Source organism: Cryobacterium sp. TMT1-66-1 (assembly GCF_004403435.1).
Classification (GTDB): domain Bacteria; phylum Actinomycetota; class Actinomycetes; order Actinomycetales; family Microbacteriaceae; genus Cryobacterium; species Cryobacterium flavum.
Genome location: NZ_SOGP01000004.1, coordinates 18199 through 42173 on the forward strand (window position 1 = coordinate 18199; position 23975 = coordinate 42173).

The 23975-nt window shown below is 65.0% G+C and carries 29 protein-coding genes; 18 read left to right on the forward strand and 11 right to left on the reverse strand.

From position 1 onward, the window contains the following. Nucleotides 1-280: 280 nt before the first annotated feature. Nucleotides 281-913: a uracil phosphoribosyltransferase gene (gene upp, locus E3T29_RS01860; protein ID WP_134343852.1), complete on the reverse strand. Its 633-nt coding sequence runs from the start codon at nt 911-913 to the stop codon at nt 281-283. 44 nt (nt 914-957) lie between these two features. On the opposite strand from upp, the gene tadA reads away from it, so the two are divergent. Beyond that, a complete protein-coding gene (tadA, locus tag E3T29_RS01865; protein ID WP_206750604.1) occupies nt 958-1434 on the forward strand; it encodes a tRNA adenosine(34) deaminase TadA in 477 nt (158 codons plus the stop codon). 3 nt (nt 1435-1437) lie between these two features. On the opposite strand, the gene E3T29_RS01870 is transcribed toward tadA, so the two are convergent. Continuing rightward, nucleotides 1438-2400, reverse strand: a complete 963-nt coding sequence (locus tag E3T29_RS01870) for a cation diffusion facilitator family transporter (protein ID WP_092340498.1) — start codon at nt 2398-2400, stop codon at nt 1438-1440. Between the two features lie 94 nt (nt 2401-2494). On the opposite strand from E3T29_RS01870, the gene proC reads away from it, so the two are divergent. After that, nucleotides 2495-3343 (forward strand): pyrroline-5-carboxylate reductase, encoded by an 849-nt coding sequence (gene proC, locus E3T29_RS01875; protein WP_104088147.1) that lies wholly within the window; start codon nt 2495-2497, stop codon nt 3341-3343. Between the two features lie 42 nt (nt 3344-3385). Here the strand turns inward: proC and E3T29_RS01880 are convergent, their stop codons facing one another. The 3 genes from E3T29_RS01880 to E3T29_RS01890 form a co-directional block, all read right to left on the reverse strand. Beyond that, nucleotides 3386-4771 (reverse strand): cobalamin biosynthesis protein CobQ, encoded by a 1386-nt coding sequence (locus E3T29_RS01880; protein WP_166789820.1) that lies wholly within the window; start codon nt 4769-4771, stop codon nt 3386-3388. A 115-nt stretch (nt 4772-4886) separates the two neighbouring features. Further along, nucleotides 4887-5558: a TrkA family potassium uptake protein gene (locus tag E3T29_RS01885; RefSeq protein ID WP_092340496.1), complete on the reverse strand. Its 672-nt coding sequence runs from the start codon at nt 5556-5558 to the stop codon at nt 4887-4889. Further along, nucleotides 5551-6942, reverse strand: coding sequence for a TrkH family potassium uptake protein (locus tag E3T29_RS01890; protein WP_134343853.1), 1392 nt, complete (start codon nt 6940-6942; stop codon nt 5551-5553). Before E3T29_RS01890 ends, E3T29_RS01885 begins: the two co-directional genes overlap by 8 nt. 144 nt (nt 6943-7086) lie before the next feature. On the opposite strand from E3T29_RS01890, the gene E3T29_RS01895 reads away from it, so the two are divergent. The 4 genes from E3T29_RS01895 to E3T29_RS01910 all read left to right on the forward strand — a co-directional run bounded on the left by E3T29_RS01895 (nt 7087) and on the right by E3T29_RS01910 (nt 8471). Then, nucleotides 7087-7554: a helix-turn-helix transcriptional regulator gene (locus E3T29_RS01895; RefSeq protein WP_134343854.1), complete on the forward strand. Its 468-nt coding sequence runs from the start codon at nt 7087-7089 to the stop codon at nt 7552-7554. Nucleotides 7555-7663: 109 nt separating this feature from the next. Beyond that, on the forward strand, nt 7664-7762 hold the full coding sequence (locus E3T29_RS01900) for a 30S ribosomal protein bS22 (protein WP_003792170.1): 99 nt from the start codon (nt 7664-7666) through the stop codon (nt 7760-7762). Between the two features lie 143 nt (nt 7763-7905). Then, entirely contained in the window at nt 7906-8175 is a 270-nt protein-coding gene (locus E3T29_RS01905; RefSeq protein WP_134343855.1) for a glutaredoxin family protein, read from the forward strand. Next, nucleotides 8172-8471 carry a Dabb family protein gene (locus tag E3T29_RS01910; RefSeq protein ID WP_092340492.1) on the forward strand — a complete coding sequence of 100 codons (300 nt, stop codon included), beginning with the start codon at nt 8172-8174 and terminating at the stop codon, nt 8469-8471. The genes E3T29_RS01905 and E3T29_RS01910 overlap by 4 nt, the downstream gene beginning before the upstream one ends. A 133-nt stretch (nt 8472-8604) precedes the next feature. Here the strand turns inward: E3T29_RS01910 and aspS are convergent, their stop codons facing one another. Continuing rightward, a complete protein-coding gene (gene aspS / locus E3T29_RS01915) occupies nt 8605-9933 on the reverse strand; it encodes an aspartate--tRNA(Asn) ligase (RefSeq protein WP_134343856.1) in 1329 nt (442 codons plus the stop codon). Between the two features lie 220 nt (nt 9934-10153). Here aspS and E3T29_RS19520 point away from each other — a divergent pair, with 220 nt between their 5' ends. From E3T29_RS19520 to ccsB, 8 genes are all read left to right on the forward strand, one after another. Continuing rightward, nucleotides 10154-10309: a hypothetical protein gene (locus E3T29_RS19520; RefSeq protein WP_166792307.1), complete on the forward strand. Its 156-nt coding sequence runs from the start codon at nt 10154-10156 to the stop codon at nt 10307-10309. A 450-nt stretch (nt 10310-10759) separates the two neighbouring features. Continuing rightward, nucleotides 10760-11296 carry a hypothetical protein gene (locus E3T29_RS01920; protein ID WP_134343857.1) on the forward strand — a complete coding sequence of 179 codons (537 nt, stop codon included), beginning with the start codon at nt 10760-10762 and terminating at the stop codon, nt 11294-11296. Then, a complete protein-coding gene (locus E3T29_RS01925) occupies nt 11289-12395 on the forward strand; it encodes a hypothetical protein (RefSeq protein ID WP_134343858.1) in 1107 nt (368 codons plus the stop codon). Before E3T29_RS01920 ends, E3T29_RS01925 begins: the two co-directional genes overlap by 8 nt. 47 nt (nt 12396-12442) lie before the next feature. Next, nucleotides 12443-13087, forward strand: a complete 645-nt coding sequence (locus tag E3T29_RS01930; RefSeq protein WP_092340485.1) for a histidine phosphatase family protein — start codon at nt 12443-12445, stop codon at nt 13085-13087. Continuing rightward, nucleotides 13084-13686, forward strand: a complete 603-nt coding sequence (locus tag E3T29_RS01935) for a TlpA disulfide reductase family protein (RefSeq protein ID WP_134343859.1) — start codon at nt 13084-13086, stop codon at nt 13684-13686. Before E3T29_RS01930 ends, E3T29_RS01935 begins: the two co-directional genes overlap by 4 nt. Further along, nucleotides 13683-14444 carry a cytochrome c biogenesis CcdA family protein gene (locus E3T29_RS01940; protein WP_092340483.1) on the forward strand — a complete coding sequence of 254 codons (762 nt, stop codon included), beginning with the start codon at nt 13683-13685 and terminating at the stop codon, nt 14442-14444. The genes E3T29_RS01935 and E3T29_RS01940 overlap by 4 nt, the downstream gene beginning before the upstream one ends. Next, nucleotides 14428-16104 carry a cytochrome c biogenesis protein ResB gene (locus E3T29_RS01945; RefSeq protein WP_134343867.1) on the forward strand — a complete coding sequence of 559 codons (1677 nt, stop codon included), beginning with the start codon at nt 14428-14430 and terminating at the stop codon, nt 16102-16104. Before E3T29_RS01940 ends, E3T29_RS01945 begins: the two co-directional genes overlap by 17 nt. Nucleotides 16105-16173: 69 nt before the next feature. After that, nucleotides 16174-17190 carry a c-type cytochrome biogenesis protein CcsB gene (ccsB, locus tag E3T29_RS01950; RefSeq protein WP_134343868.1) on the forward strand — a complete coding sequence of 339 codons (1017 nt, stop codon included), beginning with the start codon at nt 16174-16176 and terminating at the stop codon, nt 17188-17190. Nucleotides 17191-17273: 83 nt separating this feature from the next. On the opposite strand, the gene E3T29_RS01955 is transcribed toward ccsB, so the two are convergent. Genes E3T29_RS01955 through E3T29_RS01970 form a run of 4 tightly spaced genes read right to left on the reverse strand, consistent with a single transcriptional unit; the run spans nt 17274 to nt 19946 of the window. Then, a complete protein-coding gene (locus E3T29_RS01955) occupies nt 17274-18278 on the reverse strand; it encodes an o-succinylbenzoate synthase (RefSeq protein ID WP_134343860.1) in 1005 nt (334 codons plus the stop codon). A 48-nt stretch (nt 18279-18326) separates the two neighbouring features. Beyond that, a complete protein-coding gene (locus tag E3T29_RS01960) occupies nt 18327-18581 on the reverse strand; it encodes a hypothetical protein (RefSeq protein ID WP_134343861.1) in 255 nt (84 codons plus the stop codon). Next, nucleotides 18578-18928, reverse strand: a complete 351-nt coding sequence (locus E3T29_RS01965; protein ID WP_134343862.1) for an ATP-dependent DNA ligase — start codon at nt 18926-18928, stop codon at nt 18578-18580. The genes E3T29_RS01960 and E3T29_RS01965 overlap by 4 nt, the downstream gene beginning before the upstream one ends. A gap of 40 nt (nt 18929-18968) precedes the next feature. After that, a complete protein-coding gene (locus E3T29_RS01970; RefSeq protein ID WP_166792308.1) occupies nt 18969-19946 on the reverse strand; it encodes an RNA polymerase sigma factor RpoD/SigA in 978 nt (325 codons plus the stop codon). A 279-nt stretch (nt 19947-20225) separates the two neighbouring features. Here E3T29_RS01970 and E3T29_RS01975 point away from each other — a divergent pair, with 279 nt between their 5' ends. Together E3T29_RS01975 and E3T29_RS01980 are read left to right on the forward strand one after the other, a co-directional pair. Further along, nucleotides 20226-21365 (forward strand): AMP-binding protein, encoded by a 1140-nt coding sequence (locus tag E3T29_RS01975; RefSeq protein WP_241987590.1) that lies wholly within the window; start codon nt 20226-20228, stop codon nt 21363-21365. 177 nt (nt 21366-21542) lie between these two features. Then, a complete protein-coding gene (locus E3T29_RS01980) occupies nt 21543-22427 on the forward strand; it encodes a 1,4-dihydroxy-2-naphthoate polyprenyltransferase (RefSeq protein ID WP_134343870.1) in 885 nt (294 codons plus the stop codon). Here E3T29_RS01980 and E3T29_RS01985 read toward each other — a convergent pair. Continuing rightward, complete coding sequence (locus tag E3T29_RS01985) at nt 22401-22718, reverse strand: DUF4229 domain-containing protein (protein WP_092340478.1); 318 nt, start codon at nt 22716-22718, stop codon at nt 22401-22403. The two genes, E3T29_RS01980 and E3T29_RS01985, sit on opposite strands and share 27 nt — an antisense overlap. 72 nt (nt 22719-22790) lie before the next feature. Between E3T29_RS01985 and E3T29_RS01990 the strand changes: the two genes are divergently transcribed. Both E3T29_RS01990 and E3T29_RS01995 read left to right on the forward strand, forming a co-directional pair. Beyond that, the gene (locus tag E3T29_RS01990; RefSeq protein ID WP_134343864.1) at nt 22791-23267 is read left to right on the forward strand and encodes a PLD nuclease N-terminal domain-containing protein; all 477 of its coding nucleotides are present in this window, start codon (nt 22791-22793) and stop codon (nt 23265-23267) included. After that, a partial coding sequence (locus tag E3T29_RS01995; RefSeq protein ID WP_255574942.1) for a thiamine pyrophosphate-binding protein occupies nt 23260-23975 on the forward strand: 716 nt, incomplete at its 3' end. The genes E3T29_RS01990 and E3T29_RS01995, both read left to right, overlap by 8 nt.

Below are 23975 nucleotides of genomic sequence, written 5' to 3' on the forward strand. Positions count from 1 at the left end.
GGTCAGGGGGCGTGCGCTGGTTGTCATACCTGCGAGTAAAGCGGAATGTGACGCCGTGTGTCAATTTGGCGTCGCGGTAAGTCGCCGCATGACGCGCACCACGTTCGCGGGGCACCGCCCATTTCGGCGAATCCGTGCACAATCACGACTTTGTGAAATATTCCGTGCTCAAGATCTAATCAATCAAAGATTATTGATGTGAACCGGGTCTGGCGTGTTGCCGGTCGCAGAACCTGCGCGCGCCGGCCGGGTCTCGTCGATCAGGAGGAAGGCCGGGGCGTCAGACCAGGCCGTACAACCGGTCGCCGGCATCGCCGAGGCCGGGCACGATATAGCCCTGCTCGTCGAGCTTCTCGTCCACGGCACCGAGCACAATCGTCACTTCGCGGCCGGCCAGGGCTTTCTCCACGGCGGCGAGCCCTTCCGGCGCGGCCAGGATGCAGATGGCCGTCACGTCGACCGCGCCGCGGTCGAATAGAAAGTTGATGGCGGCAATGAGCGAACCGCCGGTGGCGAGCATCGGGTCGAGAACGAAACACTGCCGATCCGAGAGATCGTCGGGCAGGCGCTCGGCGTAGGTCGTCGGCTGCAGAGTCTCTTCGTTGCGCGCCATGCCCAGAAAGCCAACCTCGGCGGTCGGCAGCAACTTGACCATGCCCTCGAGCATGCCGAGGCCGGCGCGCAGAATCGGCACGACGAGCGGTTTCGGGTCGCTGATGCGCACGCCTTGGGCGGCAGACACGGGGGTCTGCACGGTGACGGCCTCCACCCGCACGCCACGGGTGCCCTCGTAGGCGAGTAGCGTCATGAGCTCCTCGACGAGCGATCTGAACAGCGGTGACGGCGTGTCCTTATCGCGAAGCACGGTGAGCTTGTGCGTGATGAGCGGGTGGTCGGCAACATGGACTCGCATAGGCTCAATTCTACTAGAGGCAATCCCCCGGCTTAAGGTGACACATGCGTGCACAAGATCAACACGAAGAGTGGATGCTGCTCGCCCTCAGCGAGGCGCGCGCGGCGCTCTCCTCCGACGACGTACCGGTGGGAGCCGTCGTCATCGATGCTGCGGGCGTGGTGATCGGGCGCGGCCGCAACGAGCGGGAACTGCACCAGGACCCGACCCTGCACGCCGAGGTCGTTGCTATCCGGCAGGCCGCCGCGCACACCGGTGACTGGCACCTGACCGGCGCCACCCTGATCGTCACCCTCGAGCCCTGCGTGATGTGCGCGGGCGCGATCCTCGCCGCCCGGGTGCCCACGGTCGTGTTCGGCGCCTGGGACGCGAAGGCGGGCGCGGCCGGATCGGTCTACGACGTGCTGCGCGACCGCCGGCTCAACCATCGGGTTGAGGTGTTCGCCGGCGTCAATGACGCCGAGTGCGGCGAAGTTCTGCGCGAGTTTTTCGAGGACCCGGCCCGTCGGGCCGCGCGCTGAGGCCTACTCCAGGCCCTTGATCACAAAGGTGTCGGTGGGCGGATTGGCCAGGTTCGGGTCGAAGAAGATGTCGGGTTCGAGATAGATCGTGCGGGCCAGCGGCACCGCCGCGCGTATTCGGGTTTCAACGGCATTGATGTCGGTTGCGACGTCGGCGAACCGGTGCTCGCCGTCGAAGGCCAGCTTGGCGCCGACCAGAATCTCGTCCGGGCCGAGGTAGAGCGTCTTCAAGTGGATGATGCGCTTGGTCTCCGGGCCGTTCAGAATGGCCGCTTCTATGGCGTCGAAGTCCTTCTTGCTGGCGCCCTCGCCCACGAGCAAACTCTTGGTCTCGATCCCGAGAATGATCGCGACCAGAACGAGCAGTGCGCCAATCAAGAGAGTTCCCACGGCGTCCCAGAGCGGTTCATCGGTGAGGATGGTCAGGCCGACCCCCACAAAGGCGAAGGCGAGGCCGGTGAGAGCCGCGACATCTTCGAGCAGCACCACGGGCAGCTCTGGCGCCTTGGCGTGGCGAATGAACTGCACCCAGGACTGTGTGCCGCGGGTGTGATTCGACTCCCGAATCGCGGTGCGCAGCGAAAATCCTTCGAGCACCATTGCGATGGCGAGTACCAGAATCGGCAGCCAGGCATTTTCGAGCGGATGCGGATGCTGCAGCTTGTCGAAACCCTCATAGAGCGAGAAGACCCCGCCGATCGAGAATAGAATGATCGACACCACGAAAGCGTAGACGTAGCGTTCCCGGCCATAGCCAAACGGATGCTCCAGGTCGGCCCGCTTCTTCGCCTTGCGACCGCCGAGCAACAGGAGCAGCTGGTTCCCGGCATCCGCTACCGAGTGCACCCCCTCGGCGAGCATCGACGACGATCCGGAGAAGCCCCAGGCCACGAACTTGGTCACTGCGATGCCCAGATTTGCCGCGAATGCTGCCACGATTGCTTTGTTTCCGCCGGATGCGCTCATGAAAACATCTTAGAACCGCGCGTCTGCGGTCGAAGGCTGCGCCCGGGCTGGCCGTTTTGGGCGTCCCGAGAGCGCAAAAAAGTAGACTGGTCGGATGACTTCTTCCCAGAACGTGACTCTGCCCACGATCGCCTTCCTCGGCGCCGGTTCCATGGCCCGCGCCATTCTGGCCGGCCTGCTGAAGCCCGGTGTGACCGTCACGGGCGGCATCCGGGTCACCAACCGCACCGCGGTGAAGGCCGCTGAGCTGGCCGACACCGAGGGGGTCACCGCGTACGCGACCGAGGTCGACAAGGATGCGAACCTCAAGGCCATCGATGGCGCTCAGATCGTCATCATCGCCGTCAAGCCTTACATGGTCGCCGATCTGCTGGCCGAAATCGGCAGTTCCCTTGCACCCGGCACGCTCATTCTGAGTGTCGCGGCCGGCGTGACCATCGACACCTTTGAATCGCTCCTGCCCGAAACCGTGCACGTCATCCGCACCATGCCGAACACCCCGGCCGTGGTCGGCATGGCCGTCACCGGCATCAGCGCCGGCACCCGATCGAGCGACGCCGACCTGGAGCTCACCCGCGCCCTGTTCGCCACGGTCGGCGACGTGCTGGTCGTGCCCGAGAGCAAGCTCGACGCCCTCAGCACCATCTCCGGTTCCGGCCCGGCCTACGTGTTCTACCTGATCGAGCAGCTCACCGAAACGGCTATTAGCAAGGGCTTCACCCCCGAAGAGGCCGCCGTCATGGTCAACGGCACCTTCCTCGGCGCGAGCGCGCTGCTCGCCGTCTCCGACAAGTCGCCGAGCGAGCTGCGCCGCCAGGTGACCAGCCCGGCCGGCACCACCGAGCGTGCCGTCTGGGAACTCGAAAAGGGCGGCCTAAAGGAGCTCTTCGACGCCGCAACGGATGCCGCACTCGCCCGTGCGAAGGAACTCGCCGCCTCGTAGGCCTCCCGCTAGAGCCGTGCGCGCATTACAGCCGTGCGCGCATTACAGCCCTTCCGCGATGGCCGCCGTCGCCTGCAGCCACGCTGCACGGGTGTGCGGTGCCAGGGCGTCGATGATGAGCGGGCCGCCACCGACCAGTGAGGCGTCGTAGGGCACGTCGACGACCGTGCGGGTGAGTTGGCGAAAGTGGTCGTGCAGACGCTTCGACAGTTGCTCGTCAGCGGTTTTCGACGGCGAGGCGAGCACGGTGACCGCCTGGGCAACCTTGTCCGCGTGGCCCTTCTGTCGCAGGCCGTCGATCAGTGACGCCGCACCGTAACCGGTGTCCTCCCGAATGGTCGACACGATCACCAGCTGGTCGGCGGTATCGACCGCCGCCTCCCAGTTGCTGGCTCGCATGTTGTTGCCGGTGTCGATGACGAGAACCCGGTAGAAACGGCTCAGCGTCGTGTGCAGTTTGCGAAAAGCGTCGTCGTCGATGCTCGCAGCACCCGCCGGGTCGAGGTCGGAGGCGAGCGCGTCGAACTGTGCGTCGCCCTGCGAGCGCACATAGTTGTCGAGGTCGCCCACCCGGGAACGGGCATCGCCAAACCGGTCGAGGTCGCGCAGCAGGTCGACGGCGGTATTGGTGTGTCTGGCCGCTTGGGCGCGAACGCCGAGCGTGCCCATGGTTTCGTTGTTGTCCCAGGCGAGCGTGTAGCCGCCACGGTAGATGCCGAAGGTGGCCGCAATGAGAAGCGTCGCCGTGGTCTTGTGCGCTCCGCCTTTGGGGTTGAGCACCACGATGGTGCGCGGGCCGTTCAAGCTGCGCTGCACGGCCGCGATGGCGGTGCGCTGCCTGCGCTCGGTGGAACTCGGCGTGGGTGAGACCAGGCCGCCGCTGAGGCGGCGCACGGCGCCCTGCCAGCCGTGCTCGGCCGGTCCGGCTGGTGCCGGTGGCCGGGAGCTGAGAAAGTCGGCCAGGTTGGGCGCAACGGGTGACGCTGCGGGTGACGGGGGCGTGGCATCCGCTGGGGGCGCCAACAGCGACTCGAATAGGGCGCTCGCCGGCGCTGCGACGGGCGGCTGCAGCAGCGTGGCAAACGGCGTCGGTTTCTCGATGTCGCTCACAACGGGCAGGGGCGCAGTTTTCGCCGGCTTCGGGCGGCCGACCACGACGACCGGTCCGGCGGATTCGACTCTCCCGTTGGGATGCACGGTCAGCGGCCAGTCTCCCTGCTCGTCACTGACCCGCAGCAGAACCGACTTTCCGCGGCTCCGGGCAGTCTCGACCACGAGGCCGATGATCTCCTCGCGAACTCCGGCTTCATCGGTGCCGGTGACGCGGCGGCGGGAACCATCGATGGTCACCTCGCCCGTCGTGTCGGTCTGAACTGCGGCGACAATATCGGCCGGGGTGTTGGCAAGAGCGGGCACGTCGGGTGACATGGGTGAGCCTTTCCGTTCGCGCACACGTCGTCAGCGCGCAACCTCGGGTGAGCTGCTGCGAGAAATGTCCGTAAATAGGAGACTAGCCGGTCGTCTCCCCCAAATAGGGGGAGAGCTAGGAACCGAGCGCGGCGAACCGCTCGATATCGGCCTCGGCCCCGGACACGATGATGAGGTCGTGGTTGGAGACGACGGTCTCCGCGGTCGCGTAGGTGAACGGTTTTCCGGGGCTCTTGACGCCGACGACGGTCACGTTATACTTGCGGCGCACCCCGGAATCAATGAGGTTGAGGCCGCGGATCGGCTTCGGCGGGTACATCTTCACGAGGGCGAAATCGTCGTCGAATTCGATGAAGTCGAGCATGCGACCCGACACCAGGTGGGCGACCCGTTCGCCGGCCTCGGCCTCGGGGTAGATGACGTGGTTGGCGCCGATGCGTTCAAGAATCTTGCCATGCGACTTGGAGATGGCCTTGGCCCAGATCTGCTGGATCTTGAGGTCCACCAGGTTGGCCACGATGAGCACGCTGGCTTCCACCGATGAGCCGACGGCGCAGACCGCGATCGAGAAGTCCTGCGCGCCGATTTGTTGCAGGGCCTCGAGAGAACGGCCATCCGCTTGAACGGCGTGAGTGACGCGCTCCGACCACTTGGATACGAGCGCCTCGCTCGTGTCGACGACGAGTACTTCGCGGCCCAGTCGGTCGAGCTGGCCGGCCGTGGCTGCGCCGAACCGTCCGAGCCCGATGATGAGCACGGGGGCGTCGTGTTTGATGCGATCAACCAACGATGGGTCTCTCTTCCGGGCGTTTGAACAGTTGCCTGCTGTGGCTTGCGGCCAGTGCTGCCGCGAGAGTCACTGTACCAACCCGGCCCATGAACATCGTCGCCGCCATGACGTAGACGCCCTCAGGCGGCAGGTCCGCTGTAAGTCCGGTGGACAGTCCGCAGGTCGCGAAGGCGCTGATCACGTCGAACAGCACGATGTCGAAGGGTTGCTTCGAGATGTGCAGAATCAGGATGCTGGCGACGGCGACGGTGGTCGCGCCCCACAGCACGACGCTGACCGAGAGGCGCAAAATGTCGCTCGGAATGCGCTTGCCAAACGCTTCCATCTCCTGCTTGCCGCGTGCTTCGGCAAAGGCGGCGAGAAAGAGGATGGCCAGGGTCGTGACCTTGATACCGCCAGCGGTCGACGCCGACCCGCCACCGATGAACATGAGCATGTCGCTGAGCAGCAGGCTCGACCCGTGCAGGTCGCTGATGTCAATCGTTGCGAAACCGCCCGAGCGCGTCATCACCGACATGAACAACGATTGAAAGATGGTGTCGCCGGCATTCAGTGACCCGAAGGTCTTCGGATTGTCGAACTCGAGAATGATGTAGAAGATCATGCCGAGGATCATCAGGGCGATCGTCGTGACCAGGGTGAGCTTGACGTGCACCGACCAGCGGCGCGGCCTGCGCCAGCCGCGCGCAAAGGCGTAGATCACCGGAAACCCGAGGCTGCCGAGGAATACACCGATCATGAGCGCGCCGAGAAACCAGTAGTCGCCGGCGAACTGGTCGAGTCCACCGGAGTTCGGGTTGAACCCGGTGTTGGTGAACGCCATCGCGGCGTAATAGAAGCTGTGCCACAGAGCTTCGCCGATCGCGACGCCATCAAGCAGCATGCGGGGAAAGAGCAGCGCTGCAACGCCGACCTCGATGACGAGTGCGCTGATCGCGACGGTCAACAGCAGGCTGCCGACCTCGCCGAGCCGAACGGTCTGGCCCTCGTTGACCGGGCCGGAATGGATGCGGGAGGGGTTGGAGTCGCTGGCCGCCATTAGCTTGGCGCGCAATCCGAGCCGCCGCGAGATGACCAGTCCCATCAGGGACGCGAGCGTCAGAACGCCGATGCCGCCGATGTTGACGCCGACGAACACGAGAATGTTGCCGAACGCTGACCAGTGCGTTGCCATGTCGACCGTGGTGAGGCCGGTGACGCAGATGACAGAGACCGCAGTGAACAGCGCGTCGTGCAGGGGCGTGATCGTGCGATCGGCCGAGGCGATCGGCAGCGAGAACAACACCGTGAACACCAGGATGAGCGCGCTGAACACCAGAATGGCGAAGCGCGATGGCGACTTGTGGGCGAGCGAATCCACGCCATCGCGGAGGCGCACCAAAATGGAGAGTGGGCGCGGAAAAAATGGTTCAGTTCCGGTTCGAGACAACACCTGGAACCCCCGATTGACCTGCGACTATTGCCAGTTTGAAATGGTACTACGCAGCGGTGGTGATTACCCAGCAGTAATGACTACCCTGAAGTTATGGCAGACATCTTTACCGTGGTGGCGGATTCGGCAAGGCGGGACATCCTGCGCATCCTCTTGGAGCGCGCTGTTCCCGCGGGCGAAATTCGCGGTCCCTCCGGGGATGTTCGAGGCGAGCTGAGCGTGTCCGACATCGTCGGGCACCTCGGTCTGAGCCAGCCGACCGTCTCCAAACACCTCAAGGTGTTGCGCGAAGCCGGCCTGGTCGCCGTGCGTGAAGACGGGCAGCACCGGTTCTACCGGTTGGAGTATTCACCGCTTGAAGAGATCGAGGACTGGCTGATTCCGTTCCTCAGCGTCGACTTCGACCAGGCCGTCAAGAACGCCGATCTTGAGGCCGACGCTGGCCTGAAAGAAGAGCAGCGTGCGTTCGCTTCGGCGATCGGGAAGGCCTTCGCTGACGCTTCGCAAATGTCACACGTCGTCAAAGATGCCACCGCGAAAAAGTGGCGCAGAAACGGCTAGATCAGGCCCGATCCGCCCCCTGAGTAGTTGGAGCGGGTTTTGTCCGGTAGAATGGTGTTTTCGTGTCAGTCGCGGGCCCCGCGACTAAACCAATACTTGTGAGGTCCGTGTGGGTTCTGTAATTAAGAAGCGACGCAAGCGTATGGCGAAGAAGAAGCACCGCAAGCTGCTTCGCAAGACTCGCCACCAGCGTCGTAATAAAAAGTAGATCGACTTCGTAGTTTTTTAACTGCTCATCGAGCAAAGCGCTAGCCCCTCGGGACTGGCGCTTTTTGCTGTCCCCGACCGTTCCCTGGTCGATGCGCCACCGTGCCCGTCGTCTCGACGTGCAAGTCGCCCTAGGCTGGGACAATGGCCACCGCACACCTGACCCTGATCGGCAAGCCCGGTTGTCACCTCTGCGACGACGCACGCGACCTGGTCGGCAGTGTCGTCGCCAAGCTCGCTGGCGACCCTGGCGCGCCCACGATCACGTTCGAGGAACGTTCCATTCTCGATGACGCCGAACTGCACGAGCTGTACCTCGAGGACATCCCGGTGCTCCTCATCAACGGCAAAGTGCACAACTACTGGCGCATCGATCCCGTGCGCCTGCGCGCCGCCCTACTGGAGGTCTCATGACCATTCGCCACATCGTCTGCTGGAAGCTCACCGCACTCACGCCCCGCAAGAAGGCCGATGATGCCGCAGGCATTGTGGCCGGCCTGGAGGCGCTGGTGGGTATCGTTCCCGAGATTCGGGCGTTGACGGTTGGGCCGGATGTTGCCGGTAACGAAAACTGGGACGTCGCGCTTATCGCCGACTTCGACGACCTCGAGGCCCTCGACCGCTACCAGAAGCACCCGGAGCACAAGAAGGTCGGCGCGTTCATTCGCACCGTCGTTGCTGATCGCCTGGCCGTGGACCTCGAGGTCTAGCCGGCGCCGATCTCTGTGACGGGGCGGGGGCATCCGCTGGCGTGGGCTATGCCGGTAAATTTGCGACACGCCAGATGCTCGGGCTGGCGTGTCGCAAATTTTACCGGCATTATGTACCGGCCCGGCGGGGTTACTACGGCTCGAGGCGGGTCGGGCCGCGGAACAGGTAGGTGACCTCGCGGATGCTCGCCTGGTGCAGCATGAGCATCAGCACCCGGGCCAGGCCCATGCCGAAACCGCCGTGCGACGGCACGCCGTAGCGGAAGAAGTCGAGGTAGCCCTCGATCTCCTTCGGGTCGAGGCCCTTCTCGATCGCCTGCGCTTCGAGCACCTCGATGCGGTGCTCGCGCTGGGCGCCGGTGGAGATCTCGGTGCCGTTGAAGATGAGGTCGTAGCTCTTGGTGATCGACGCGTCTCCGTCGTGACGCATGTGATAGAACGGACGGATGCTCGAGGCGTAGTCGGTGAGGAAGACGAACTCGTGCCCGTACTTCTCAGCCACGTAGGCGGCGATCTGGCGCTCGCCCTCCGGGTCCATGTCGTCGTCGTCGCGGGGAACCTCGTAGCCGCGGCTCTTCACGATCTCCTTGGCCTCGGCCAACGGGATGCGCGGGAACGGGGTGCTCGGAACGGTCACCTCGACGTCGAACAGGGCGAGCACCTCGTCGCCGTGCTTGGCCTTCACAGCGGTGAACCCGGCGACCATGAGGTCTTCGTGCAGCTGCATGACGTCGTCGTGGCTGTTGATCCAGCTGATCTCGGAGTCGACACTGGTGAACTCGGTGGCGTGGCGGCTGGTGAACGAGGGGTCAGCACGGAACGCCGGCCCGACCTCGAAGATCTTGCCGAAGCCGGCCGACTGGGCCATCTGCTTGAAGAACTGCGGGCTCTGCGCCAGGTACGCCTTGGTGTCGAAGTAGCCGACCTCGAACAGCTCGGCGCGACTCTCGCTCGCGCTCGCCATGAGCTTGGGAGTGTGCAGTTCGATGAAGTCGTGCTCGATCCAGTACGTGCGCAGCGCGTGCTCGAACGTGGTTTGGATGCGGAAGATGAGGTTCTGCTTGGGGTTGCGCAGGTCGAGGAAGCGCCAGTCCATGCGCTTGTCGAGGCTCGAGTCGGCCGCGATCGGCGTCTCGGGAATGGCAGCGGACACCACGGTGAGGGTGGCCAGCTTGATCTCGATGCCGCCGAGCTTGACTCGCTCGTCGTGCTTGAGCTGCCCGGTGACCGTCACGAAGGTTCCCTGGGCGAGGCCGGAGATGCTGGTAGCTGGTTCGTCCGCGACGACCTGGCCATCGGCATCCGTTGTGCGGGGATTGACCAGCTGCACGGCACCGGATTCGTCGCGCAGCACGACGAATTGCACCTTTTTCTGGTCTCGAACGGTATCGACCCAGCCGGACACCGATACGGGGCCGTCGTCGAGAGCGGACAGGTTCTTGATTAATACGCGCGAAGTCACTGTTCGAGCTTAGCCGGAGCCGCTCGCGGGGACCCGCCGAGGGCCTCCCGGTAGAGTGTGGTTCGGGAGGGACGGTTCATGACGCAGAGCAAACTTGAGGTCGATACCGGGGCCGTTCGCGGCCTCGCCGAGAATTTCGACGCCGTTCGTTGCGGCCTCAGCGATGCCAGCGCAGTCAGCGCGGAGTTGGGCGCATGGTCGGCATGCTCATTTGGCGAGCGTGATCGACGATTTCTCTTCGAAGTGGGACGACCGTCGCAACGAACTGACCGAGCAGCTCACGCAGATGCATGCGATGGGGCAATCCATCGCGGACGGCTTCGAATCGGTGGATTCCGAACCCGCTCGAGCGTTGACTGAAACTCCTCCGTCGTGAGCGGTTACGATCCGCTCCCGGGCGACCCGACCAGCGTGCGCTCAGCGGCGACCAGGTACACACTGACTGCGGATGCCGTGCGCGAATCGGCCGCCGAACTGCGCCGGCTCATTGCCTCTGATGACCTGGGCCGGAGCGAGGCCGTGTCGGCACTCGTGGAGCTGTCCGGCGACGTCGCCGGCCGGCTGGAAAAGCTGCACGGCCGCTATGAAACGGCGGGCTCGTCGCTCTCCGCCTACGCCGATTCCCTGGAAACGGCCCAGACATTGGCGCGGCAGGCGATCGATGCGCGTGATTACGCGGCGGGCGAAGCAGCGATCGCTCAGTCCTGGGCCGACCACTATTCCGACGCGGTGAGCGAAGCAACCGCCCCGTCCTCAACGCGGGTGCCTCCCTCGACGAGTGGTACAAGCAGGTCAACGACCAGGCAACATGGAGAGTGGGATCGTCATGGTGAAGCCGGGTTGGCAGAAGATGGCACTCCGTGTCTCGGACCGCGTGTTCTTCGGGTCCCTGGTGTTTTTCGTCATTGTCTGTATGGGGCCAGCGCTCGTCATCGCGGTGCTCGGGCTCCTGACCGGCTCGACGCCGACCGAGGAACAGGGCGGGTTCTTCGGCTGGAGCGCCGAGTATCCGGCGTTCAACCCCCAATCGTGGACGCTGTTCATCCCGGCAGCCGGAATGCTGTTCCTCTCTATTTGGACCATCCCGCTGCCACTGCGGCGGTTTCCCAAACCGGGGCGCGCCACGTTCGCCTGGTTTGCCTTCGTGGCCTTTCTGTTCTCCATTCCGTTGGGCACCGCCTATTTCGGGGCTCCCGGCATCCATAACGAAGGCACGCTGGCGTTGTTTGTCTACCTCGTGGCGTGGCTGGTCTTCGTCGTACGCGACATCCTGGGCTGGGTGCATCTCGTTCCGCTGGCCTGGCGTGAGGGCCCATCGGTGCGCACTCGCCGCGCAGGGAAGCCAGCGTCGGCGGATGCCTGAATCCGTTTCGCCGCAGCCAGCTGCACTATCGGCGCCGCGTGTTCGATGCGCCTACCGACTCGTGCTTTCCCCGGGCTGGGTTCTGATTCCGGTAGGCGACTCGGCGGATGCTGCCATTACGAATCTGGTCGACCGACAATTTGCCGGCCTGCCCACTGACACGTACGGCCCGCAGAAGAAACGACTCGGGGCCGGCCTGCGCACCATCGCGGCCGAAGCGCGCCGAGCCGGTGGGCTTGACCTCGTGTTTCCACTGGCGATGCCGTGGCTGGTTCCAGTTTCAGTGGGAATCGTGATGAGCGAGGTGCGCACCGACGTTCCGTCAGACACTGCCGTCGCCCTTTTGATGGAACGAATGCAGCCCAGTGGACCGAACGCGACGGTCGCCCGCACCAGGGCCGGTCCCCGGCGCACCGGGGAGCTTCCTGGTGTCAGCGCTCTCGGTCTCCGGAGCGCCGATCGCGGAGTTCGAACCAATTGTGGAAGCGCTCCCCGAGCTCTTCGACGTCATGATGGAATCGGTGGTTTGGGCATGACAGCAACCATTCGGGTCGACTTTGATCGTGACCTGTGGCTCTACGTTCCCGAGGAATGGCCGTGGAACCCGTTCGCGGATCTCGACGCCTGGGCCGGCACAGTCACGGGTCTGTTGACGGATGCCTATACCCTCGATGCGGCGACCGCGAGCTGGATCGATGAATCGTTGCACTCGATCGCAAATGACAGACCGGAGACCGAGTCCCGCTTTGTCTACCTGGCGAACCCGGCGGAGTACGTCTTCTTTGTGAGCGTGCTGTACCCCGCCAGCTCATCCGAGCTGACCCTCGAGGACCTCGCGGCGGTGCACGACCCCGCGGCGACGAGCCCCGTCACGGCGACCACGTTTTCGTCGGAGCTGCTCGGTGACGGGGTGCGCACCATCCGCTACGCCGACGTCGGGGAGCCCGATCATGACATTGCCGCGATTGCGCAGTATGCGTGGAAGGGTGACGACCTGTACGTGGTGGTGATCGCCGCCAATTTCAACATTGCGCTGATGACCGAGTTGCTGCCGATCGTGGATGACCTCGCTCGGAGCATCAGCATTCTTGACGCCTGAGCGCTCTCACGGCGGTTTCAAGGCTGGCCCCTCCGTAGACTAGTGGGGTGGTAGCCAGTCAAGTGCATCTCGTGCGTCACGGTGAGGTTTATAACCCCGAACGCGTGCTCTACGGACGGCTGCCGAACTATCGGCTCTCCGAGCTGGGCGTGCTCATGGCGGCCACCGCCGCCGACGAACTAGTCGAACGCGGCCGCGCGGTCGTGCGCGTCATCGCTTCGCCGCTGCAGCGCGCGCAGGAATCGGCCGCCCCGGTCGCGACAGCTTTTTCGCTGTCGATCGACACCGACGAACGCATCATCGAACCGACCAACGTCTTTGAAGGCAAGCGGATGCGCGGCCAGGGTGGCGCGCTCCGCGACCCGCGCAACTGGCCGGCCCTGATCAACCCCCTGAAGCCGAGCTGGGGCGAACCGTTTCGCGCCGTCTCCGAGCGGATGCTTGCGGCGATCGACGAGGCCTGGAACTCGGTCGACGAGGGCGACGTCGTGCTGGTCAGCCACCAGCTGCCGATCTGGATGGTGCATCGCTCCCTCGCCCATGAGCGGCTCGCCCATGACCCGCGCCAGCGCCGCTGCGACCTGTCGAGCATCACCACCCTCTCCTGGCACGGCGATCACTTCGCCGAAACCGCCTACGCCAGCCCGGCACTGGCCCTTCTCGACCCGAGCAACGATGTGGGTGCCGTATGAACCGCCGCAGCCTTCCACTGATCGCACTCGCGGCCGCCGCGTTGCTCCTCGCCGGCTGCTCTTCTGACCCGCTCGCCGACCAGTACCGGGAGGGCTCGAGCAAGGGCTTCATCGCCGGCGACGGCAGCGTCACCGAGATCGCCCTCGCCGATCGCGGTGACGCTATCGACTTCTCCGGCGTGACCGAGACGGGCGAGACCGTGACGAGTGCTGACAAGCTCGGCGAAGTTCTCGTCGTCAACTTTTGGTACGCGAGCTGCGCGCCGTGCCGCGCCGAGGCATCCGACCTGCAAAGCCTGAACGCCCAGTTCGAAAACGACGGGGCAAGCTTTCTCGGCGTCAACGTGCGCGACCAGGCGCCGAACGCCATCGCCTTCAACGACACCTACAGCGTGACCTACCCCTCGGTGCTCGACGTCGATACCGGAGCCATGCAGCTCGCCTTCAGCGGCAGTATCCCGCCCAACGCGGTACCCACCACCCTCGTGCTCGACGCCGAAGGCCGGGTCGCTGCGCGCATTCTCGGCCAGGTCACCTCGCCGTCCATTCTGGAAACCCTGATTCGGGACACGATCGCGGAGACTGGCACGACCGAGTGAACAATCCCTTCGGAGAGATCGTCTTCAGCGGTCAGCTGCTCTTCGCCATTCCCATCGCACTGCTTGCCGGGCTGGTGTCCTTCGCCTCGCCGTGCATTCTGCCGCTCGTACCCGGGTACCTCGCCTACATCGGTGGTTTCACCGATGGACGCACCGGCGCGTCCAAGCGTGACCGGCGCGGCCGCACCCGGCTGCTCGCCGGCGTGGGCCTGTTCGTGCTCGGCTTCACCGTGGTGTTCGTGCTCACCGGAGTCGTGTTCGGTGCCGCCGGGTTCTGGCTCAACTCCTATCGCGACCTGATCACCCGCATTGCCGGTGTCGTGGTCATTTTGCTCGGCCTGGTCTTTGTCGGGCAGTTCGGTGCCATGCAACGCACCATTAAGACCAACTGGCGCCCGAAGATGGGCCTGGCCGGAGCGCCGGTGCTCGGCGCGGTCTTCGCGGTCGGCTGGACGCCGTGCACCGGCCCCACCCTCACCGCCATCAACTCGCTCAGCCTCGGCACCGGATCGCCCTGGCAGGGCGGCCTGCTCGCCCTGTTCTATTCTCTCGGCCTCGGAATTCCGTTCCTATTGATCGCACTCGGACTCAACTGGGCCACCGGATCGGTCGCATTCCTGAAACGGCATATTCGTGCCATCAACCTGTTCGGCGGGATTCTGCTCGTCGTTATCGGAGTACTCATGGTGAGCGGCATCTGGAACACCTGGCTCCTCGATCTGCAAGGGGTGATTGGCAACTTTGTCCCGGCCATCTGACCACTACGATTCCCGCCCGCAGACACAGGGGCCCGGCGTCGTGCAGCCCAAACTTGGCCTGACCGGCTGGTTGCGCTGGTTCTGGCGTCAGCTCACGAGCATGCGCACCGCGCTGTTCCTGCTGCTGATGCTCGCCATCGCGGCCATTCCAGGGTCGCTCGTGCCGCAGCGTAGCTCCGACCCGAACGGCGTCACCCAGTACTTCGCCGACAACCCCGACCTCGCGCCGAACCTTGACAAGCTGCAGGCCTTCGACGTCTACACTTCGGCCTGGTTCTCGGCGATCTACCTGCTGCTGTTCATCTCGCTCATCGGCTGCGTCATTCCGCGCACCAAGCACCACTTTCAGGCCCTGCGCGCCAAGCCGCCGACCACGCCGGCCCGGCTCTCCCGACTATCGGGTTTCACCGAACGAGACGCGCCGGCGCAAGCGGATGCCGCCACCGCCATCACCCACGCCCGCACGGTCCTGAAATCCAGCGGCTACCGCGTCGCCCGCTTCGATTCCGACACCGAATCATCCGTTTCGGCCGAGCGTGGGTACCTACGGGAAACCGGCAACCTCGTTTTTCACGCGGCGCTCGTGGGCATTCTGGTGACCGTCGGCGTCGGTGGCGGCTACGGCTTCGCCGGCCAGCGCGTGCTGGTTGAAGGCCAGACCTTCGTGAACACCCTGCTCGCCTACGACTCCTTCAACCCTGGGCGCTTCTTCGATGACACCACCCTCGACCCGTACACGCTGAGCCTCGACGACTTCTCGGTCTCCTACGAACAGCAGAACCTGCAGGCCTACGGGCAGCCGATCGACTTTACCGCCGACGTCACTGTCACCCCCAGGGGTGAGGCTCCAGAGCCCGGCGTCGTCAAGGTCAACGGACCGCTGCGCACCAACGGCACCAGTATTTACCTGCTCGGCAACGGGTACGCACCGACCATTCAGGTCACGGCCCCCGACGGCACCGTCGTGTTTTCCGATTCGGTGCCGTTCCTGCCGCAGGACGCCAACCTCACCTCGCTGGGCATCGTGAAGGTTCCCGACGGCCTGGCCGAACAGCTCGGCATGATCGGCTTCTTCTATCCCACCCAGGACAAAGCGGCGTCGGGAGCGAACTTCTCCAGCTATCCCGATCTCGAATATCCGCTGCTGACCCTCAACGTGTACACCGGCGACCTCGGTCTCGATGCCGGTGTGCCGACATCCGTCTATTCGCTCGTCACCGACACTCTGACCCAGCAGACCGGCGGCAAAACCGGAGTCGAATCGATCGAACTCAAGCCGGGCGCCTCAGCTGAGTTGCCGAACGGCCTCGGCACGGTCAGCTTCGTCGACAATGACCCGGCCGCGTCGGCCGCCGGTGACTTCACCAAGTCGGTTTCGCGCTTTGCCAGCTTCGATATTCACTACGACCCGACGCAGATCTGGCTCATCTCCTTCTCCACGCTCGTATTGTTCGGCCTGTTCACCGGGTTGCTCGTGCCGCGCCGCCGAGTCTGGGTGAAGGCAACGACCCGCGCCGACGGCACCGTGCAGCTCGAGTACGCCGGCCTCGCCCGCGGCGACGACCCGGCCCTCGAGGCCGCCGTCACGGCCGTAGCCGACCGGCACCTGAAACTGCTCAACTCCCACCAAACCGTCGCCGCCACCCCCGAATCGACTTAGGCTTACATTGTGAATCTGACTGACTCCGCACTGCTCAATTCGTACTCGCTCTACGCGCTGTATTCGGCGATGGCCGTCTACGCCCTCGCCTTCATCGCCTTCGCGATCGACCTGGCCCGCCGGTCCAGTGCCGTCGGTGCGATCGAGGAGGCCGATTCGATCGAAGCGGATGCCGCCTCATCAGCGGGTTCCGCCGCCTCCGTCGGCAGCACCCGAACCCTCGAGCGACCGGCGCTGAAGCGGCCCGTACTGAGCCGGATCAGCGCCCGCATGGACAATGACGCCGCGCTGCCATACGGCCGGTCGTCGAGCCTTCGCGTGGGCGTCGCCCTGACCGTGCTGGCTTGGGCGTTGCACCTCGCGGCGACCATCATGCGCGGTGTCGCGGCGGATCGGGTGCCGTGGGCGAACATGTACGAGTTTGCCATGACGGGCACCTTGCTCATCATGACCGTGTTCCTGATCGTGCTGGTCCGTTCCGACCTGCGTTTTCTCGGAACCTTCGTTACCGGGCTCGTGCTCGTACTGCTCGGCATTGCCGCCCTGCAGTTCTACGTGGAGGTCGCTCCGCTGCCGCCGGCTCTGCAGTCAGCGTGGCTCGTGATCCACGTCTTCGTGGCGTCACTCGGCACCGGAATGTTCGCCTTGGGCTTTGCCCTGTCGGCCGTGCAACTGTTGCAGTCCCGGCGGGAGAACCACGTACTGGAGGGGGCGGCCGCGCCTCGCGGGCCGATCGCATCCGCGCTGCGTCTTCGTTTTCTGGCCACGCTGCCGTCGTCGGTAACGTTGGAAAACCTGGCCTACCGCATCAGCATCATTGGCTTCATTCTGTGGACCTTCACCCTCATGGCCGGCTCGATCTGGGCCGAGAAGGCCTGGGGCCGATACTGGGGCTGGGACACCAAAGAGGTGTGGACGTTCATTATCTGGGTCATCTACGCCGGCTATATTCACGCCCGCGCGACCCGCGGCTGGCGCGGATCACGCTCAGCCTGGCTGGCGATCATCGGTTTCTCCGCCGTCATGTTCAACTTCGGCATCGTCAACGTGTTCTTCAAGGGCCTGCACGCCTATTCGGGCCTGTAGCCGTTAACGACGCGAAAGCGAAAAAACGTTGCTTCGGTCGGTCTGAAACAACGTTTTTCCGCTGTCGCAGGAAGAATCCCGGGCTACTCGGCGGCGATCAACGCGTGGGTGCGCGCTAAGCGCGCTAGCCACCAGTCGCGGCGCTCGGGGCTGGCCGCGTGCTGCGCCAGCAGCGCGGCATCAGGCACGACCCGGCGCACCGGGACGGCGCCGTTGACCGGCAGCAGCGGCTCGGTCGTGACGTCTTCGGCCAGCAACGACGCCGTACCGAGACCGCAGTCGAAGTACAGCCCCGGAACGGATGCTGCCAGGTGCGCGCCCATCGACAGTCCGATCGACGTGTCGAGGGCGCTGGAGACGACGACCGGCAGTCCGGTCTGGCCGATGATGGACAGCGCTGCACGGATGCCGCCGAGCGGCTGCGCCTTGATCACCAGAATGTCGGCGGCGCCGGCCCTGGCCACGGCAAGCGGGTCGCCGCTCTTGCGCACGCTCTCGTCGGCGGCGATCGGCACGCTCAGATAGGTCGTGCGGTGACGGATATCGGCGAGCTCCGGCACGGTCATGCAGGGCTGCTCGACGTACTCGAGGTCGAAAGCGCTCAGTGCATGAATGGCGTGTTCGGCTTCGTCGACGTTCCACAGCCCGTTCGCATCGATGCGGATGCGCCCCTCAGGGCCGAGCACGCGGCGCACCTCGGCTACCCGGGCGACGTCGTCCGCGAGGGTCTGATCGGGGCTGGCGACTTTGACCTTCGCGGTGCGGCAGCCGGGAAAACGGGCGAGTACCTCGGCCACCTTCTCGGTCGGAACGGCGGGCACGGTGGCGTTGACCGGAATGCTTGTGCGCAGCGCGTGGGGAGTGCCCTGCCAGCCGAAGTCGATCGCGGCCCGCAACCAGTTGGCGGCCTCGGCATCGGCATACTCGACGAATGGCGAGAACTCGGTCCAGCCTTCCGGGCCTTCCAACAGCAGTGCTTCCCGGCTGTCCAACCCGCGAAACCGGTCGAACAGTTTCAGGGATACGACATGTGCGGAACCGAGAAGCTCTTCCAGGGGGGGGGCCGTGGCATCCAGTGAGGTCTTCATGGTTCCAGTGTGTCAGCCTCCGGCTGGATAGACGGCCAGAGCGGGGCGCTAATCCTGTTCGTACAGCTCGTCACCGTCGTGATCGTGATCGACACCGTTCGGCTTGACGTTGACCATCGCCACGGCGATGCCGGGCGCGATAAGCAAATAGGCGTCTTCGAACCGGCCTTCACCGCTGTTCACGCGCAACCAGTACGGGAGCCCGGCGGCCAGGGCGCCGTCGATCTCCACCTGGACTGCTTCAATGGACCGGCCGCCGATCGAATATGGTTTGCCGCCATAGACAATATCGATGCGGTTCATGGTTCGTCCTTCACTGAACTCGATTGTGCAGCCGACGTTTGTGCGGCTCCAGAGCGGGGTTCCGGAACGATCTGCAATCCGGCGGACGAATTGGCCGTGGCCATGAGTACTTCGATCCAGTCGCGGTTCAGGGTGGGTGAGCGACTGCCGAAGTATTTGTAGGCGATGGGGATGCCGGGGTGCATCCAGATCGTGCTGCGGCCGTCGCCAGCCTGCGGGTCGTCGCGCCAACTGAAGTAGAACGATTCCCCACGGCGCAGCTTTGCGCCGATGACAACCTGAATATGCGCCAGTACCCGATCGTCGAAGTCCGCGGTGAGGGTGGAGTCGTAGGTCAGCTTTCCCATGTCTCGCTCCTGCTCGCGTGCAATCGGTGCGGTCGGCGCCTTAGTCCCTCAGGTAGTGCTCCAGCCGCGGTACATGCAACAGGGCCAGGGCGCGCTTCTCAATTTGCCGCACCCGCTCCCGAGTTACTCCCTCGATATGGGCGATCTGGTCGAGGGTGCGCGGCTCGTTGCCGTCGAGGCCGAACCGGGCCCTCAGAATGGAGCGCTCCCGCGGCGGCAGCGTGTCGAGAAAATAGCGGATGTCTGCAGCCCGCAGGGTCAGAGTGGCGTGTTCGTCGGGCTGGGGGAGGTCATCGTCAATGATGAGCTCGGCCATGTCCCCGGCACCATCGCCGACGGGGGTGTGCAGGGAGATCGGTTCGTTGTCATATTGCAGCAGTCGAAGCACGTCGCGCACGGGAAGCTGGGCGGCCTCGCCGATTTCGCGTGCTGTGGGGTCGCGGTCGAGCACGCTGGTCAGGTCGCGCCGGATGCGCTTGATCTTGTTGAGTTTCTCGGCGGTGTGCACCGGGATGCGGATCATGCGCGACTTGTCGGCCATGCCCCGGTGAATGGCTTGGCGGATCCACCAGGTGGCGTAGGTAGAAAACTTGTAGCCGGTCATGAAATCGTACTTTTCGACGGCGCGAACGAGCCCCATATTGCCGTCCTGCACGAGGTCCATGATGGGCACACCGCGACCGGAGTAGTGCTTGGCAATGCTCACGACCAAACGCAGGTTGGCCTCGATGAACTGATTCTTGGCACGGCGCCCGTCATGCACGAGCCAGGCGAGTTCGCGCTCGTCGGCCGAATCGCGCGTACCGACACCCTGCAGCAGCCGAGCCTCGGCGAACAGCCCGACCTCGATGCGGCGAGCCAGATCGACTTCCTGCTCGGCGTTGAGCAGGCTCCCCTTGCCTATGCGCCGCAGGTAATCGCCGAAGGCATCCGTTGAGGCGGCGTTGTAATTACCCGGGGAGACGGTGCGACGAGGCGTGGCGGTCGTGGTGCGTGATTCCTGAACGGTGGTTGTCATGGCTCTGTGCCCCCACATTTGCTCGTGCTGCCGTTCGTGCTTTTCATGGCGACCTCCCCGTACTTTCCAAGTCATTAGTACACCCCCGAACGGGGTGGATGACAAGGGGTTGACTTCTTGCTTGGTCCACAGTACCTGAGGTTTTTTCGTCTTCTCAACCCCTAATCTTACGAGTTGCAAAATTTGAGATGTCGGCAGCCTCGCCGCGTAGGCTGACACCATGAGCGAACAGGTGTCCGAACCCTTCTCAGCGGGCTTCCGGGCCGTGACAGCGCACTCGTGAGGGCGCTGCGGGCGCTGGCGCCGGAGCATCCGCTCGACTTTCTGACCGTGTTGCGAGCTGCGCTCGCCGGCAGCGGGCCGGCTGTGCTGCCGGTGCCGGTGGGCAGTGCCGCGGTCACTCTCAGCGACGTGCCGAAGCGAGTCGCCGTCGTCATCGAGACCTCGGGATCGACCGGGGCACCCAAACGCGTCATGCTCGCCACCAACGCCTTGCTCGCCGGCGCCGCTGCCTCGGCCGTTGCCCTTGGCGGAGCAGGCCAGTGGCTGCTCGCCCTACCCGTGCACTACATCGCCGGGGTACAGGTGCTCGTGCGCTCAATTGCGTCCGAAACCAGCCCCGTCGTGTTGCCGCCTGGTCACTTCGATCCGCAGCAATTTCGGCGGCTGGCCGAGACCATGACCGAGCCGCTGCGCTACACTGCGCTGGTTCCGGTGCAGCTGGCGCGCCTGCTCGACGCAGCGGATGACCCGGCCCTGTTGGCCGTGCTGCGTCGCTTCACCGCGATTCTGGTCGGCGGGCAGGCGATTCGACCCGATCTGATCGCCTGGGCGGCCGAGCAAGACGTGCGGGTCGTGCGCACCTACGGTTCATCAGAGACCGCTGGAGGCTGCATCTACAACGGTGTGCCGATTGGCGACACCCTCGTGCGGGTCGTGGACGGGCAGCTTGAACTGTCCGGTTCGGTGCTCGCCGAGGGGTACCTCGATGATGACCCGCGCACCACTGACCGGTTTCAGCTGGAGCACGGCGTGCGCTGGTATCGCACCGGCGATCTCGGCGAAATCGTCGACGGACGCGTCACGGTGCTCGGTCGGGCCGACAATGTGATCATTTCCGGCGGGGAAAAGGTGTCCCTGGATGCCGTCGAACGCGTCGTGCGCTCATGCCCGGGTTTCGAACAGGCCGTTGCGATCGGTGTTGACCACGAGAAGTGGGGCCAGGTGCCGGTCGTGGTGGTGGCCGGGGAGGCTGCGGATGATGCCGGGGTGGCGGCATCCGTTGTGGCGGCGCTGGGGCGCGCGGCCAGGCCAGCGCGCATCGTGCGGGTGGCGGAAATTCCGATGCTCACCTCGGGCAAGCCCGACCGCAGAGCGCTGACCGCGCAGCTGCCCGCTTTGCACGTGAGTGGCCAGTAGCATGGGGGCGTGGCACAAGGAGCTCGGCCGGTCAGGCCCAAACAACAACGATTGAACCCCCAGGCGACACTGGCTGGCGCTGATCTTGGCGCTCCAAAGACCGGTAAGGCCGCGGGCAGCGGCAAATCGGGCCACCCGGCGTATAAGAACGGACCGCCCCGCAAGGGGCCGGCGAAGGTGAAGCCGGCAACGGCCTCTGACTGGATCTCCGGTGCTCGCCTGCGCACCCTGCCGCTCGCCATCGCTCCTGTTTTGCTGGGCACCGGCGCCGCCATCGTCGCGAGTGGCCCTGGTGTCTATCACCCGGTGCGTGCGCTCCTCGCGCTCGCCGTGGCCCTGCTGCTGCAGATCGGCGTCAACTACGCCAACGACTACTCCGACGGTATTCGCGGCACCGACGCCTTTCGCGTGGGGCCAGCCCGGCTCACCGGCGGCGGTGTCGCCAACCCGCGCACCGTGCTGCGCGTCGCGCTGGTCTGCTTCGGCCTCGCGGCCGTGGCCGGCCTGACGCTCGTCATTCTGACCCAGTACTGGTGGCTGCTGCTGGTGGGAGTCGTCGCCCTCGCCGCCGCCTGGTTCTATACCGGCGGCAAGAAGCCGTACGGCTATCTCGGCCTCGGCGAACTATTCGTGTTCCTCTTCTTCGGCCTCGTCGCCACCGCTGGCACGACCTACGTGCAGGTCGGCGACTTCACCACCGAGAGCGTGCTCGGCGGCGTCGCCATCGGGCTGATCGCCTGCGCCGTGCTCATGGTCAACAACCTGCGCGACATCGTGCCCGACAAGGCCGCCGGCAAGCGCACCCTTGCCGTGCGCATCGGCAGTAGGGCCTCCCGGGTCGTGTTCTGCGTCTTCCTGCTGCTGCCGTTCGTGATCTCCGGACTGTTCAGCCTGGTCTACCCGCTCGGAATCTTCACGTTCTTCGTTCTGCTGCTGGCCCTGCCCGCCTGCCTCATCACCATCACCGCGACGTCGGCAAAGGAACTCATCCTCGCCCTCAAACTGACGAGCCTCGCGGCGCTGGCCTACGGGCTGCTACTGGGACTTGCTTTCGCGTTCTGAGTTGGCCTGCACGGGGTTGGACTGCTGCTCAGCGGCGTTCAACGCCGAGTCCTCGATCTCGGAATCCGGGTTCACCGGCTCCTTGTCGGGGTGCCGCGCTTTGTAGAGGTCGCGCGCAACGCTCTCACGCGATTTGCCGAGCAACAGGTACGACAGGCACAGCCCGATCAAGGCGGCGATCACAGCGGATGCCCAGGGCCAGAATCCCAGAGACAGCAGAATCGCCAGTGGAACGGCAAACATTAAGACGCGCAACACGGAGTAGTACAGCCAGGGGGCCACGGATTTCATGGATCCAGCTTAGAATGCCGCGGCTGAGTGGGCGCACATGTCTCTCACGGTCAAACGGCTTACAATCTAGTTATGCCCAAGCTCTTGATCGGACTAGGACTAGCCCTGGTCATCCTCACCGTCTACACCCTCGTGGAGTGTGCTGTGTTCGACCGCAAGCGCATTCGCGGCTTGCCGCGCTGGGTCTGGATTTTCGTCATCGTGCTGGTGCCGCTGATTGGCCCGCTGCTCTGGCTGCTCGTCGGCCACGGCCGCGCCACCCCGACCACGCGGTCCTTTCGTTCCGTTGCCCCGGATGACGATTTAGAGTTCCTGCGTGGTCTTAACAACGGCGGCAGCGTGAAGACGGACAGCGGCGAGAACCGTCCGTTCAACGAAAAAGACCAGCAAGAGCGCATCCGTCGCATGGAGCAGGACCTCGCGGACCTCGACAAGAACGACCCGACGCCGGGCAAGGGTGGCACCGCTGGTACGGCCGGCGTTGACCCGACGAAGAAGAAGAAGAACGAACCGGGCGAGGGCGAACAGCCTGGCCGTCGGGATGCCTGAGCGGTCCACCCGCAACCCCCGTAGCCCGGCGACCGATTTCAGCGTCGCCCTCCTGAACGAATTCGTTCGGCTCGGCGTGCGTGACCTCGTGCTGTGCCCGGGCGCTCGCTCGCAGGCGCTCGCCCTGGCCGCGGCTGAGCTGGAACGGGCCGGGAGTATCCGCTTGCACGTGCGCACCGACGAACGCAGCGCCGGATTTTTGAGCGTCGGCCTCGCCCTCGAGACCGGTCTGCCCGCCCTCGTCGTGGTGACCTCGGGAACCGCCGTCGCGAACCTGCACCCGGCCGTGCTCGAAGCCCACCATGCCGGAGTGCCGATGATTCTGCTGACGGCCGACCGCCCGGCCGAGCTGCGCGGCATCCGCTCAAACCAGACCACCGTGCAGGCTGGCCTGTTCGGGGTTGCCACCCGGCTGTGCCTCGACGTTCCGGCACCGGTCGGCGAACCCGATGAGGCCACCATTGCCGTGGCGCTCGCCCGGCAGGCGATGGATGCTGCCACCGGCGTTGTCAACGCAGCTCCCGGCCCCGCCCAGCTCAACCTGGCCTTTCGCGAGCCGCTGTCGGCTGCGGTGCCGGTCGGACTGCCGATGATTCCCGCTGGGGCCGCGGCTGAGCCTGCCGCCGGGCCGGACGCGCTGCCCGACGGGCCGGCCATGCTGCTCGCCCCGGGGCCGCGCACCGTGGTCGTGGCCGGCGACGGCGCCGG

Excerpts from the sequence above, each read along its gene's own strand:
- E3T29_RS01990 (WP_134343864.1), top strand. The coding sequence starts at position 22,791 with ATGCCCAAGCTCTTGATCGGACTAGGACTAGCCCTGGTCATCCTCACC.
- E3T29_RS01985 (WP_092340478.1), bottom strand. The coding sequence starts at position 22,718 with ATGAAATCCGTGGCCCCCTGGCTGTACTACTCCGTGTTGCGCGTCTTA.
- E3T29_RS01970 (WP_166792308.1), bottom strand. The coding sequence starts at position 19,946 with ATGACAACCACCGTTCAGGAATCACGCACCACGACCGCCACGCCTCGT.
- upp (WP_134343852.1), bottom strand. The coding sequence starts at position 913 with ATGCGAGTCCATGTTGCCGACCACCCGCTCATCACGCACAAGCTCACC.
- E3T29_RS01920 (WP_134343857.1), top strand. The coding sequence starts at position 10,760 with ATGGTGAAGCCGGGTTGGCAGAAGATGGCACTCCGTGTCTCGGACCGC.
- E3T29_RS01910 (WP_092340492.1), top strand. The coding sequence starts at position 8,172 with ATGACCATTCGCCACATCGTCTGCTGGAAGCTCACCGCACTCACGCCC.
- E3T29_RS01870 (WP_092340498.1), bottom strand. The coding sequence starts at position 2,400 with ATGAGCGCATCCGGCGGAAACAAAGCAATCGTGGCAGCATTCGCGGCA.
- proC (WP_104088147.1), top strand. The coding sequence starts at position 2,495 with ATGACTTCTTCCCAGAACGTGACTCTGCCCACGATCGCCTTCCTCGGC.
- E3T29_RS01965 (WP_134343862.1), bottom strand. The coding sequence starts at position 18,928 with ATGGGAAAGCTGACCTACGACTCCACCCTCACCGCGGACTTCGACGAT.
- E3T29_RS01925 (WP_134343858.1), top strand. The coding sequence starts at position 11,289 with ATGCCTGAATCCGTTTCGCCGCAGCCAGCTGCACTATCGGCGCCGCGT.
- E3T29_RS01880 (WP_166789820.1), bottom strand. The coding sequence starts at position 4,771 with ATGTCACCCGACGTGCCCGCTCTTGCCAACACCCCGGCCGATATTGTC.
- ccsB (WP_134343868.1), top strand. The coding sequence starts at position 16,174 with ATGGCCGTCTACGCCCTCGCCTTCATCGCCTTCGCGATCGACCTGGCC.
- tadA (WP_206750604.1), top strand. The coding sequence starts at position 958 with ATGCGTGCACAAGATCAACACGAAGAGTGGATGCTGCTCGCCCTCAGC.
- E3T29_RS01905 (WP_134343855.1), top strand. The coding sequence starts at position 7,906 with ATGGCCACCGCACACCTGACCCTGATCGGCAAGCCCGGTTGTCACCTC.
- E3T29_RS01935 (WP_134343859.1), top strand. The coding sequence starts at position 13,084 with ATGAACCGCCGCAGCCTTCCACTGATCGCACTCGCGGCCGCCGCGTTG.
- E3T29_RS01895 (WP_134343854.1), top strand. The coding sequence starts at position 7,087 with ATGGCAGACATCTTTACCGTGGTGGCGGATTCGGCAAGGCGGGACATC.
- E3T29_RS01960 (WP_134343861.1), bottom strand. The coding sequence starts at position 18,581 with ATGAACCGCATCGATATTGTCTATGGCGGCAAACCATATTCGATCGGC.
- E3T29_RS01955 (WP_134343860.1), bottom strand. The coding sequence starts at position 18,278 with ATGAAGACCTCACTGGATGCCACGGCCCCCCCCCTGGAAGAGCTTCTC.